The sequence below is a fragment of the Comamonas sp. A23 genome (genome assembly GCF_004522605.1).
Taxonomy (GTDB): Bacteria; Pseudomonadota; Gammaproteobacteria; order Burkholderiales; family Burkholderiaceae_C; genus Comamonas; species Comamonas thiooxydans.
Window position 1 is genome coordinate 147,551 of record NZ_RSDT01000007.1, and the last position, 12,487, is coordinate 160,037.

At 63.6% G+C, this 12,487-nt stretch carries 12 protein-coding genes; 8 read left to right on the top strand and 4 right to left on the bottom strand.

Going from position 1 to position 12,487, the window contains the following annotated elements; genetic code table 11:
- The first annotated feature begins 35 nt into the window (after positions 1–35).
- The 4 genes from hemC to EIC84_RS16705 are packed head-to-tail and all read left to right on the top strand — an operon-like array spanning position 36 to position 4,279.
- Positions 36–980 (top strand): hydroxymethylbilane synthase, encoded by a 945-nt coding sequence (gene hemC / locus EIC84_RS16690; protein ID WP_003069141.1) that lies wholly within the window; start codon positions 36–38, stop codon positions 978–980.
- Between the two features lie 13 nt (positions 981–993).
- Positions 994–1,839 (top strand): uroporphyrinogen-III synthase, encoded by an 846-nt coding sequence (locus EIC84_RS16695; RefSeq protein ID WP_003069139.1) that lies wholly within the window; start codon positions 994–996, stop codon positions 1,837–1,839.
- Positions 1,836–2,951 (top strand): uroporphyrinogen-III C-methyltransferase, encoded by a 1,116-nt coding sequence (locus EIC84_RS16700; protein WP_003069137.1) that lies wholly within the window; start codon positions 1,836–1,838, stop codon positions 2,949–2,951. The genes EIC84_RS16695 and EIC84_RS16700 overlap by 4 nt, the downstream gene beginning before the upstream one ends.
- A 17-nt stretch (positions 2,952–2,968) precedes the next feature.
- Positions 2,969–4,279, top strand: a complete 1,311-nt coding sequence (locus tag EIC84_RS16705) for a heme biosynthesis protein HemY (protein ID WP_003069135.1) — start codon at positions 2,969–2,971, stop codon at positions 4,277–4,279.
- A 164-nt stretch (positions 4,280–4,443) separates the two neighbouring features.
- Here the strand turns inward: EIC84_RS16705 and EIC84_RS16710 are convergent, their stop codons facing one another.
- From EIC84_RS16710 to EIC84_RS16725, 4 genes are all read right to left on the bottom strand, one after another.
- Positions 4,444–5,730 carry a cytochrome c gene (locus EIC84_RS16710; protein ID WP_003069134.1) on the bottom strand — a complete coding sequence of 429 codons (1,287 nt, stop codon included), beginning with the start codon at positions 5,728–5,730 and terminating at the stop codon, positions 4,444–4,446.
- A complete protein-coding gene (locus EIC84_RS16715) occupies positions 5,723–6,292 on the bottom strand; it encodes a (2Fe-2S)-binding protein (protein WP_003069132.1) in 570 nt (189 codons plus the stop codon). The genes EIC84_RS16710 and EIC84_RS16715 overlap by 8 nt, the downstream gene beginning before the upstream one ends.
- On the bottom strand, positions 6,292–9,099 hold the full coding sequence (locus tag EIC84_RS16720; RefSeq protein WP_003069130.1) for a xanthine dehydrogenase family protein molybdopterin-binding subunit: 2,808 nt from the start codon (positions 9,097–9,099) through the stop codon (positions 6,292–6,294). Before EIC84_RS16720 ends, EIC84_RS16715 begins: the two co-directional genes overlap by 1 nt.
- Before the next feature lie 197 nt (positions 9,100–9,296).
- On the bottom strand, positions 9,297–9,497 hold the full coding sequence (locus EIC84_RS16725; RefSeq protein WP_123975029.1) for a hypothetical protein: 201 nt from the start codon (positions 9,495–9,497) through the stop codon (positions 9,297–9,299).
- 124 nt (positions 9,498–9,621) lie between these two features.
- Here EIC84_RS16725 and EIC84_RS16730 point away from each other — a divergent pair, with 124 nt between their 5' ends.
- The 4 genes from EIC84_RS16730 to EIC84_RS16745 all read left to right on the top strand — a co-directional run bounded on the left by EIC84_RS16730 (position 9,622) and on the right by EIC84_RS16745 (position 12,386).
- Complete coding sequence (locus tag EIC84_RS16730) at positions 9,622–10,170, top strand: cytochrome b (RefSeq protein WP_003069128.1); 549 nt, start codon at positions 9,622–9,624, stop codon at positions 10,168–10,170.
- 148 nt (positions 10,171–10,318) lie between these two features.
- On the top strand, positions 10,319–10,882 hold the full coding sequence (locus EIC84_RS16735; RefSeq protein ID WP_003069127.1) for a YceI family protein: 564 nt from the start codon (positions 10,319–10,321) through the stop codon (positions 10,880–10,882).
- 82 nt (positions 10,883–10,964) lie between these two features.
- Positions 10,965–11,540 (top strand): YceI family protein, encoded by a 576-nt coding sequence (locus EIC84_RS16740; protein ID WP_003069125.1) that lies wholly within the window; start codon positions 10,965–10,967, stop codon positions 11,538–11,540.
- Positions 11,541–11,735: 195 nt separating this feature from the next.
- On the top strand, positions 11,736–12,386 hold the full coding sequence (locus tag EIC84_RS16745; RefSeq protein WP_003069123.1) for a VOC family protein: 651 nt from the start codon (positions 11,736–11,738) through the stop codon (positions 12,384–12,386).
- Positions 12,387–12,487: the final 101 nt, after the last annotated feature.

The following is a 12,487-nucleotide window of genomic DNA, read 5'->3' on the forward strand; positions in this document are numbered from 1 at the left end:
AGCATTCCCCGTTACCCGCTTGAGACCGCGCCGTCATGAAATTTTCTGCATCCTCACCCACATCCATCGTCATTGCCACACGTGAGAGCCAGCTGGCCATGTGGCAGGCCGAGCATGTGCAGGCGATCTTGCGCGGCCGCGGCCACAGCGTCGATCTGCTGGGGATGACGACCAAGGGCGACCAGATTCTGGACCGAGCCCTGTCCAAGGTGGGCGGCAAGGGTCTGTTCGTCAAGGAGCTCGAAGTGGCTCTCGAGGAAGGGCGCGCCGATCTGGCCGTGCATTCCTTGAAGGATGTGCCCATGGAACTACCCGAGGGCTTTGTGCTGGCCTGCGTGATGACGCGCGAAGACCCGCGCGACGCCTTTGTCTCCAACCGATATGCGTCGCTGGACGAGCTGCCCCAGGGGGCCGTGGTCGGCACCTCCAGCCTGCGTCGCCAGGCCCTGCTGCAGGCGCTGCGCCCCGATCTCAAGATCGAGGCCCTGCGCGGCAATGTCAACACCCGCCTGCGCAAGCTCGACGAAGGTCAGTACGACGCCATCGTGCTGGCAGCCGCCGGCCTGATGCGCCTGGAGATGAGCGAGCGCATCCGCGCCAAGTTCGACCCGGCACAGATGCTGCCCGCTGCCGGTCAGGGCGCATTGGGCATCGAGGTGCGCGCGGATCGCCAGGACATCATCGACGCTCTGGCTCCGCTGGCCCATATGCCCACCTGGCTGACCGTGACTGCCGAGCGAGCCGTCAGCCGCTGCATGGGCGGCAGCTGCTCCATGCCGCTGGCCGCCTACGGCCGCTTTGAAGGCGACACCCTGCACATGGATGCAGCCTGGGGCGATATGGAGGGCAGCAAGGGCCTGGTGCGCGTGCAGGCCAGCGCCAGCGTGACGGACTTTGCCAGCGCCAACGCCCTGGGCGAGCAACTGGCCACGCAGCTGCAAGCCGCGGGTGCCGTGCCTGCGGCGCCCAAGCAGGACTGAGCCGCGCCTGCCCATGCGCCGCATTCTGGTCACCCGCCCCTTGCATGATGCGAAACCCTGGGTCGATGCGTTTCGCGCCCGCGGCCTGCAGGCCGAGGCCTTGCCGCTGATAGGCATAGGGCCCTGCACAGACCCGGCTGCACACCAGGCTCTGCTGAGGGCGCGCCAGTTGGCGCTGAAGCCCGGTCACTACCGGGCCGTGATGTTTGTCAGCGGCAATGCGGTGCAGTATTTTTTTGCCCGGGGTCAAACTCCAGCGTTCGATGCTGAAGCGTTGCTAGCGCCGGATACCAGGGCGTGGACCCCCGGCCCGGGCACAGAGCGCGCCCTGCTCGAAGCAGGACTGGCCTCTCTCCAGATGGACGGTCCTTCGCCTGACGCGACTCAGTTCGAGTCCGAAGCGCTTTGGCAGAACGTCCACGGCCAGGTTCGCCCTGGCGACCGCGTGCTGATCGTGCGCGGCACCAGCCCTGCGACCGCCCCCGTCGCCGACAATGCCGGCATGCCAATCCCGTCCACACAAGGCGCAGGCCGTGACTGGCTGGCAACCCGGCTGCGCGAAGCCGGAGCCGAGGTGGAACTGCTGGCCGTGTATGAGCGCCAGCTTCCCGTATGGACGGCGCAACAGCTGGATCTGGCCCGGCAAGCCGCCAGCGACAGCAGCCTGTGGCTGTTCAGCAGCTCGGAAGCTGTTGCCAACCTGCAACAGCTGCTGCCCCAGCAGCAATGGCACTCGGGGTTAGCGCTCACCACCCATGAACGCATTGCCAGCAAAGCACTTTCAGCAGGTTTCGGTCGGGTTTTGCACAGTCGCCCAAGTCTGGATGATGTGGTGGCGTCTATAGAATCGGCTCTATGAGCTCCGATGCCATCCCCACCTCCGACAACCAACCCTCAGCCTCCCCCCCCAGCCAGGACCCTTCCGCGCCCGCTCAGACCGGGCGTGGTGCCCCCACGGCTCTGGTGCTGACGCTGGGAGCGGTGGCTGCCGCAGCCCTGGTCGCCTGCGGCATGCTGTGGCAGCGCGTGGGCAATATGCAGGAGCAGCTGGCCCGCCAGTCGGCGCAGTCGGGCGCTCAGTCGGTGGAGGCTCGCACCCTGGCCAAGGATGCTCAGGATCTGGCTCGCGACAGTGCAGCACGTGTCTCCGTGATGGAAGCGCGTGTGGCAGAACTCAGCCTGCAGCGCAACCAGCTTGAAGAACTGATGCAAAGCATGTCGCGCTCGCGCGATGAAAACCTCGTGGCCGATATCGAATCCTCGATACGCATGGCCCAGCAACAGGCGGAACTCTCGGGCAGCCTGCAGCCATTGGTGGCGAGCCTCAAATCAGCCAGAAAGCGCGTGGAAAGCACGTCCCAGCCGCGTCTGGCGCCCGTCGTGCGCGCCATTGATCTGGATCTGGACAAGCTCTCACGCATGAGCGTGACGGACACCACAGGGGTACTCAGCCGTATCGAAGACCTGATCCGTCAGGTGGACGACCTGGCTCTCATCAACGATGTGGGTCGCCCGCGTGCGCGCGATGCTCAGCCCCGCAAGACGGCGGCCGCTCATGACACTCCCGAGGACGCCAGCCTCTCCCTCACTCAATTGGCCTGGTGGCAGGGCCAGGGTCAGCGGGTCTGGGACTCCTTCAAGGATGGCGCGGCCGATCTGGTGCGCGTGCGCCGCATCGATCACCCCGAGGTGGCCCTGCTGGCCCCCGAGCAAGGCTATTTCCTGCGCGAGAACCTCAAGCTGCAACTGCTCAATGCCCGTCTGGCCCTGCTGTCGCGCCAGTGGGAATCGGCGCGCGCCGACCTGAGCGCTGCAGGCACCTTGCTCAACAAATACTTTGACGCACGCTCGCGGCGTACCCAGATCGCCCAGGCGCAGTTGCAGCAGATTCAGGCCAATCTGCATTCGGGCGGACGCGTGGAACTTGAAGACACGCTGAACGCTCTGACCACAGCGGCCGCCGGCCGCTAATCGAGGAGGACACAGAGATGCGCGCCGCCTTGTGGTTGATGGGTCTGTTTGCCGTGGCCGTGGCCATGGCACTGTTTGCCGGCAATAACCAGAGCTCGGTCACCTGGTTCTGGTCGCCCTACCGGGTGGACATGTCGCTGAACCTGGCCCTGGTTCTGCTCTTTCTGGCATTTGTGCTGCTTTATGCCGCGCTGCGTGCCCTGGCAGTGCTGCTGCAGATGCCGCATCAGGCACGCCGCTGGCGCATGCAGCAAAAAGAGCGCGGCATGAACCAGAGCCTGCTCGAAGCGCTCTCGCATCTGCAGGCCGGCCGCTTTTTGCGCGCCCGCAAATCGGCTTTGGCCGCCTTGTCCACCGAGCAATCGCTGCGCGAAGCAAAGGCCGGCCTGCCTTATGGCGAACGCCTGAACGCCACGGCCCATCTGATCGCCGCCGATGCGTCCCACGCCCTGCAGGATGCCTCCTTGCGCGACAAGCACTGGCAACAGGCTCTGGACGTGCTGCCCATCCCCGGCAACACCCAGGACATGGAAATTCGCGAAGGCGCCCAGATGCGCGCGGCCCGCTGGGCACTGGATGACCGCGATGCCGCCGAATCGATTCGCCGCCTGGGCGAGTTGCCGCTGGGCGCAGGCCGCCGCACGATTGCCCTGCGCATCAAGCTCAAGGCCGCACGCCTGTCCGGCGACACGCAGGCTGCGCTCGACACCGCCCGCCTGCTGGCCAAGCACCGCGCCTTCTCTCCCGCGGCCTCGGCCAGCGTGGTGCGCGGCCTGCTGCTTGCCAGCATTCGCGACGCACGTGACACTTCGTCGCTGCAGCAGTTCTGGCTGTCGCTGGACGAAGACGAGCGTGCCATGCCCGAAGTGGCCATCCCTGCCACGGAACGCCTGATCGAGCTGGGTGGCGAAGCCCAGCAGGCACGCGCCTGGCTGCTGCCCGTGTGGGAGCATTTGCTGACTCAGCCCGGACCACGCACGGAAACCCATCTACCCAAGCTGGTGGAAGTGTTGCAGTCAAGCCTGGGCAAGCTGGATGGAGCCTGGCTGGCTCGCATGGAAGCCGCAGCCAATGCCAACCCGCGCGAATCGCGCCTGCAATACCTGGCCGGCGTGGCCTGCGTGCAGCGTGAGCTATGGGGCAAGGCCCAGCAGTTGCTGACCCGCGCCGCACCGCTGCTGCAAGACCCCCAGTTGCGCACGCGCGCCTGGCAGCGCCTGGCGCTGATGGCCGAGCACCGTGGCGATATGGAGGCCTCGGCCATCGCCTGGAAGCTCGCAGCCCAGGCCATGGTGGTGCTGCCGGACAATCCGGCGCAGGACGAATAGGCGCGCTCCGACACGGCTTACAAGCAACAGGCCAGCCGCTACTGCGGCACTGAGTTGCGCGGACGCTGTGCGGCCAACTACCCTGCTCTCGCCGAGCGCAAAGCAAAAGGCCACGGCCGCCGCGGCAAGCCGCGAGCGACCGTGGCCTCAAGCCAGGTCTGGACTTACTTGCTGTGCTCTATGGTCTTCACATGCTCTGCCACCTGCGCGGCGGTCACGTCGCCAGGGCGGCCGCCCCAGGTCTGACGCATGTAGTTGACCAGGTCGGCCATCTCCTCGTTGCTGAGCTTGTCGGCATAGCCGGGCATGGTCTGCATGCGTTCGCCATGGGCCAGGTCACGCTCGTGCACGCCTTCGCGGATCACTCGAATCAGGTTGATGGGCGTGGGGAACATGGCCGTGGTGTTGGTGCTCATGGGCACCGACGAATGCGGCTGGCCTTGGCCCTGCGCACCGTGGCAGCCCGCGCACAAGCCCAGGTACAGATTTTCGCCCTTGACGCTGGTCTGCCCCTCGGCAGACTTGACCTTCGGCCCGGGCATCTCGCGGTTCTGGGTCAGATAGGCGGCCATGGCGCGCACATCGGCCTCCGCCATGCGCGAGGTGGAATGCTCGAGCACCGATGACATGCGGAAAGTCATCACCCCTTGCGGCGACAGGCCGGTGCGGAAGAACTTGACCAGATCGTCCTTGGTCCAGCCGCGCTCGCTCAGGGCATCGGGGGTCAGCGCCGGAGCGTAGGAACCCTCGATGGTATTGCCCTCGAGATAGCGCGAGCCATCCATGGCGAAGGTGGCCTTGGTGCGCGGGCTGTGGCATTCGGCACAGTGACCCAGCACATCCACCAGATACTTGCCGCGCACCAGTTCGTCCACCGACATGTCGAACTCCTTGGCTGCGGGGCGATTGAGCGCATTCCACATGGCCACGGCAGGACGGATGCTGAACGGGAAGTTCATCTCGCTGGGCTTGTTGGCGACTTCCACGGCCGGCTGCTTCATCAGCCACACCCAGAGTGCATCGACATCGGCACGCGTGATCTGGTGGTAGCTGGCATAAGGCATGGCCGGATACAGGTTCTTGCGCCCTGGCGCCATGCCGGCGGCCACTGCGCGGTACAGATCGTCGGCCGTCCAGCCGCCGATGCCGTGCTCCTTGGAAGGCGAGATATTGCTACCGTAAAGCGTGCCCATGGGAGTGACCATGGGCACACCGCCCGCCAGCTCCGCCCCCGTGGCGGGCGAGCTGTGACAGGCCGCGCAGTCGCCGCCGCGAAACACCTGCTCGCCGCGCTTGTAGAGCGCATCGAACTCCTGCGGGCCCAGCTTGGCAAAGTCCACCGTGGCCGGCGGGACGTCGCCGCTTGCGCTGCCGTACAGATACATGCCTCCGGCCACGAGCACACCCAGCACGGCGGCTGCGCCCAGGCCCTTGATCCAGGTCTTAGCCATTGTTCACGACCTCCTTGCTGCGCTTGCCTGTGGTCAGGCCCGGCGTCTTCAGGATCACGTCGCGCACGGCGTTGTAGTAGCGCACATAGCCGGTGCAGCGGCAGATATGGGGCTCCAGTTGTTCCTCGATGGCTTTTTCCACCTCATCGGCTGGCACGGGCTGCTTCTGGAGCTTTTCCACCAGCACGGTGGCCGAGTTCACAAAACCGGGCGTGCAGTAGCCGCACTGGAAGGAGTAATGCTCGAGAAAAGCCTTTTGCACCGGCGAGGGATGGACCACGCCCTTGTCGTCCACGGAGGCAATGCCTTCCACGGTACGAATGGTCTTGCCGTTGAGCCAGGTCACGCCGGTCACACAGGCGGGCACGGTGATCGAGCCTTTTTCCGGATCGTCGACGATGATGGTGCAGGCGCGGCACACGCCCTGGCCGCAGCCCAGGCGCGTGCCGTTCATGCCCGCGTACTCCTGCAGGAACTCGATCATCATCAAGTCCTTGGGAACGTCGACGGGGCCTACCTGTTTGCGATTGATAGTGGCGGAAAATTGAATACGGTCCTGCATCACAGTGCCTCTTTGATTTTGTCGGGGGTCTCGGGGGTCGCATGGAAGCGCTTGCCCGTAGCATGGGCGATGGCGTTGACGCAGGCGGCAACCACCGGGATCATCACCACCTCGGCCATGCCCTTGGGCGGATCGGTGCGCGACAGCGGCGGCAGCACCACGCCCTCGGCCTTCCACACGGCCACTTCGCTGGCACGCGGCACGTGGTAGCGGTTCAGGTTCCACTGGCCGTTGCCGGGGCCGCTCTCATGGCGCGGCAGGTCTTCGTACAGCGCATGGCCAATGCCCATGGCCACACCGCCCTGGATCTGGCCGGAGACCAGCTCGGGCACGATTTGCGTGCCGCATTCCAGCCAGGTCTTGTGCGAGAGGAGGTTCACCTTGCCCGTGCCCGGGGACACGGACAGCTCCACCATGGTGGCGCAGGGCGCGTAGTACACTGTGCCCGCATTGGTGCGCTGCACCGGCGGGTAATAGACCTTGTCGCGTGCGATGAAGGCATAGCCACCGGATTTCATCGCGGCCTTCTTGGCCTCGCTAGCTCCCTTGCCGTACTGCACGGACAGGGCGTCGATCATGGCCTGGAACTTCCTGCCCTCGACCGTGAAGTCGGCCTTGGCCCAGGCCCAGCGATTGAAGGCGTGCACGCAGACGCCGGTCACGATGCCCAGCTCGTGTGCGCGCTCGGCCAGGCGCTCCAGGCTCAACGGCTCCAGGCCCTCGGCCACGAGCATGCGATCGCGCCACTCCAGCATGTCTTCGGTGACGGTGCTGGGCAGCATCTGCCCCCCACCCTCCTTGCCGGACCAGATTGACTGGGCAGCAGGCCACAGGCAGAGCTTGAGCAGCAGTTGCGCCGCCTGTTGCGTGGCGTGGCGGAAGTAGTAGGCCGAGTTCGAGGCCGATACCGGCGAGACCAGGCGCGGTGTCCAGGTCGGGTCCCGCGCCAGCTCGTCTTCCTTGGCCTGGGGCGTGGTGTAGGGCTCGTCCTTGGTGTGCAGCGGCAGGTTGTCCCAGTGGTTCACCGCGAAGTCCACGTCGTCCGCCGGGCGCCCCAGGAAGGGCTCGACCGCCACCAGCTGTGCCGTGGTGCTGCCGGTGCCGATCTCGGTGGCGATGTGGCGCATCTTGATGCGGCCCTCGGGCGTGATCTCGAGCTGCGCGATCGAGGCTTCTGCCCCCGTGCCGAAGTCCTTTTGCACGGCACCGAAGCCTATGCCGTAGCGCAGGCCGGGGTTGGCTGCCTCGAAGTCGGCCTTGCGCTTGGCGCGCTCGGTCCACATCGGGTCCTTCGCGGCCATGTCGAGGATCTCGCCGATACGCAAATGACCCGAGGGCGAGGCGCCCTGGGTGTTCTTCATGCTGCTCTTGAGCACATTGCGTCGGCGCAGCTCGATGGCATCGAGGCCGATCTCCTGGGCGATCTCGTCGACCAGCATCTCGGTGTAGGCCATGGACTGCACCGTGCCGTAGCCGCGCATGGAGCCGGCCGTGACGCCGATGGAGGGGTACACCTCGGTCGACAGGTCGCTCTCGGGGAAGTAGTAAATGGATTGCGCCGCCGTCACTGCCACCGTGCCCACCGAGGGGCTGAAGTTGGTCACGCCGCCGCCGTCGCCCACCATATGGCAGGTCAGCGCATGGAACTTGCCGTCCTTGTCCACCGAGATCGCTGTCTCCACGTCGAAGGGGTGGCGCTTGAGAGCGAACTGGAAGTGCTTCCAGCGGTCCAGCGCCAGCCGCACCGGGCGGCCCTGGGCATACAGCGACGCCAGTGCCACGTAGAACGGGAAGGGATGGTGCTCCTTCTGGCCGTAGCCCACGGTGTAGGAGCTGATGTAGTCGAGCTGGTTCAGCGGCAGCTTGCTGTCCTTGAGCATGTGCATCACATGCTCGGCCGTTCCGTAGGGCGCCTGGCTCGCGGCAACCATATGCAGCGCACCGCTATCGCGCTCATACCAGGCCAGGCCGTTTTCCATTTCCATGGCCACATGCTCGATGGACTGGCTGTAGTACTTGCGTGCAAACGCGCGCAAGCCGTCCCTAGGCTGTTTCATCTCGGCCTGGATGCGTGCCGACTCGCCCATCAGCGCGCCGAAGGCGGGATGGCTGCTGTCGGGCCAGTGCACGCCTTTTTCATCGAGCTGCGGCCAGATGACGGTGTTCTTCATGGGCGAGAACCTGTCCTCGCCATAGCCGTCCTCGCCTTGCACGCGTACGTAGCGCGCGGCCACATAGGGTGCGCGTGGCGGCTGGGCAGCCTCGGCTCCGAAGCGGAAGATCGCGTCATTGAAGCGCAGGCGCTGGTTGGCCACGCGGAACTTCTCGTAGTCGTGCCAGATGGCCACGGCCACGGGGTGGCCCAGCATGGGAGAGACCTGGCCCTTTTTGACGAAGAACTCGCCATAGAAGCCCGGCTCGGGCATTCCAACGCCGTCGGCGGCGATGGACTCGGCGTCGATCAGCACATCAGGCTGGTAGTCGCTGCCCAGCACCGACAGATCCAGGCCTTCGTAGATGCGGTCGGCGCGCGGGATATGGATGGTCAGCGCATGCGACTGCTGCGCAGGCCAGCCCTGCATGTCCCTGGCGCGCAGGTCGATGGCAAAGACCTTCTGCCCGGTGACCTTGGCCATGCCGTCGCGGCGGTAGTTGAGCGTGTTGCCATTGATCCAGTGGGTCTCCTGACCGCTGGCGGGCGTTATCAATTCCGCAAGTGCGTCTTTGACCGGGCGCACACTCGCAATCACGCCCATGGCGGCGGCAGCCTTCAGAAAACTGCGCCGATTCAAGTCCAGTTTGGACACGGTTCCAACTCCTTGCTGCAATGCGCACAACAACAGCAAGGACTGGCGTGGGCACATCGCTAGATGACTATGTATTCCCGAACGTTGTATGCGTCCGAGAGTCAAAAAGCAGGTGATAACGGCTGCAGTTGTTGTCGGCATTTCTACCCACATATCGCCAGCCTTGGCCGTCCGCCACGCTTTGGTCTTTGAAAAGACTAAGAGGCGCGGAGTATAGAAACAGCAGCCTGCATGATTTGTTGCCACCTAAATTCACAAGTTAAATACTCGGAAAATTGATACCCATCAATACCAACTTCCTTTATTAGTGCTTGCCATGCAAAACGGCATGCGCCCACTTCGCTGTGCATCGAATGTTCGACGACCTTGCTGAAGCCAGCGCTTTTTGGTTCGGACATTCAGCTTTTTTGAATCGAGCCCTCAATCCTGCTGAACCTTTTTGCATTCGCCGCTTCATACACTGCATATCAATTTCAGCGGGTCCCCAGCGCCCGCGACCCGCACTTTCTGATTGCAGTTTCCATGAACTCAAGCTCCCGCTACACCGGTACCGCCATCGCCCTGCACTGGGTTCTGGCCTTGGCACTGACCGGCATCTTCGCCTTTGGCCTCTATATGACAGGCCTGCCTTTCTCGCCCACACGCCTCAAGTACTTCAACTGGCACAAATGGGCCGGCATGACGATTCTGATCCTGTCCGTGCTGCGCTTGGTCTGGCGCATCACCCACCGACCACCGGAGCTGCCCGAAGCCGTCACCCGCACCATGCCGGGCTGGCAGCGCCTGGCCCACCATGGCGTGCATCACCTGATGTATGCGCTGTTCTTTGCCATCCCGCTGGTGGGCTGGATGTACAGCTCGGCAGCAGGATTTCCCATCGTGCTGTTCGGACAATTGCCCCTGCCTGACCTGGTGAGCAAGAGCCCCGAGCTGGCCGAATCGCTCAAGCCCTGGCATGGCTATCTGGCCTATGCGCTGGCAGCCCTGGTGGTGATGCATATCGCTGCCGTCATCAAGCATCAGGTCATTGACCGCGACGGACTGCTGTCACGCATGGTTCCTGGCCAATAGTCCCCCTGAGCGGCGTTGCCGGGGCGGCCCCGCCGCTTCCCCCCTGGGGACAACAGCTTTGCTGCGCGGCGGCGCTTGCTTGCTGTCTCGCTCCTTCAAGCCGTACCGGCTTTTGAGTTTTTTGTATGTTCATCACAAGGAGTTTTTGATGAAAGTCCTTTTTTCCTCTGCACTGATTGCAGCCGCTTTCCTGGGCAACACCGCACAGGCCGCTCAAGCCCTGGTGCCCGCACAGAGCGCCGTCAACTTTGAAGCCAAGCAGATGGGCGTGCCGCTCAAGGGCCACTTCAAGAAGTTCGACGCCCAGATTGCCTTCGACGCCGCCAAACCCGAGAGCAGCAAGATCCATTTCACGGTCGATACCGGCAGCGCCACCATGGGCGCCAAGGAAACCGATGCCGAACTGCCCAAGGCAGATTGGTTCAACGTTGCCAAATTCCCTCAGGCCACTTTTGACTCCAGCGCCGTCAAGGCTCTGGGCGGTGGCAAGTTCCAGGTGGACGGCACGCTGACCATCAAGGGCAATGCACAGAAGGTGAGCCTGCCCGTGACGCTGACCCAGTCCGGCGCCACCACCACGGCCGCCGGCACGCTGGCGCTCAAGCGTCTGAACTTCAAGATCGGCGATGGCGACTGGAAGGACACCTCCATGGTGGCCGACGAGGTCAATGTGCAATTCAAGCTGGCTCTGACTGGCGTCGGCAAGCTTTAAGCGTTTTTCGGCTCCAGTGCTTGATAGGCAAGCGCTGAAAGCTCATGTTTTGATAGTTCCAATCCCTGAAGGAGTATTCACCATGCGTTCCACTCTGTTCGCTCTGGCCGCTGCGTCCCTGTTTGCCACCGCTGTCCAGGCGGCACCAGCCACTTACGCCATCGACCCCACACACACGTTTGCGACTTTCGAGATCGACCACTTTGGCGCCTCCACCAACCGTGCCCGCTTCGACAAGAAAAGCGGCAACGTTCAGTTCGACAAGGCAGCCAAGACCGGCAAGGTCGAAGTGACTCTGGACATGACTTCGGTGAACTCCGGCACGCCCTCCTTCAACAAGCATCTGCAAAGCGCCGACATCTTCAACGTGGAAAAATTCCCCGAAGCCAAATTTGTCTCCGACAAGTTCGTGTTTGACGGCGACAAGCTCAAGGAAGTGACCGGCCAGCTGACCCTGCTGGGCAAGACCGCCCCCATCACCGTCAAGGCCAACAAGTTCACCTGCTACGAAAGCCCCATGCTGCAAAAGCGTGAAGTCTGCGGCGGCGACTTCGAGGCCACCATCGACCGCACCCAGTGGGGCGTGAACTACGGCATCCCCTATGGCTTCCCCAAGGAAGTGCGCCTGGTCCTGCAGATCGAAGCTGTGAAGCAGTAATCCAGGTCCGCAAAGACTCTCGAGTGAAGCCCCTTGCGGGCTCTCTCTTTGGCCCGGCCCGTGCAAGCGGTCCGGGCTTTTTTGCGTCTGCGGCATGCTTCAGACACAAATCCCCTTCATCAAAAAAATTTACTTTAGGTTAATCAATTACGAATAGTAGAATCAATCCACTCACACAATTGAAGGAGACATCGCATGAGCCAAGCCGCCCCTACCCCGGTTTACTCCCAGCCCCGGCGTGCGGACATGAGCCAGCTGCCCGCACCTGCCGCCGTGCAGCAGTTGCACCACTACGCCTACAAGGCCAAGGATGCGGAAGAGACTCGTCACTTCTACGAGGACATCCTCGGCCTGCCGCTCTACCACATCATCCAGAGCGACTATGTCCCTTCCACGGGCGAATACTGCCCCTACACCCATTTCTTCTTCCGCCTCAAGGACGGCTCCTTCATTGCCTTCTTCGACATTGGCGACGACGAAGCGGCCCTGCCCTCACCCAACACTCCGATCTGGATCAATCACATCTCCTTCCGAGTGGACTCCGTCCAGGAGCTGGAAAACACCAAGGCCCGCCTGCAGGCCTGCGGCGTGGAAGTGCTGGGCGTGACAGATCACCACATCTTCAAGAGCATTTACTTCTTCGACCCCAACGGCATCCGCCTGGAGCTGACGGCCCAGCTGGCCGACGAGCTGCAGATGCTCAAGGAAAGCAAGACCGCCCATGCGCGCCTGGACGAGTGGACGGCCCGCAAGGAGCAGTGGCGCAAGGAACGTGCCGAGGGCAAGTCCAGCGCTCCCCTCAAGCCGCAGAACAACGACCGGCCGGAGTTTGTTCCTGGTAAGTAACTCCCCTGAGCGGCTACGCCGCTTCCCCCAAGAGGGACGACGCCCTCGCTGCGGGGCGGTTGGGGCTGCCCAGGCCTTACTCGACGTCTCTGGCGTGGTAC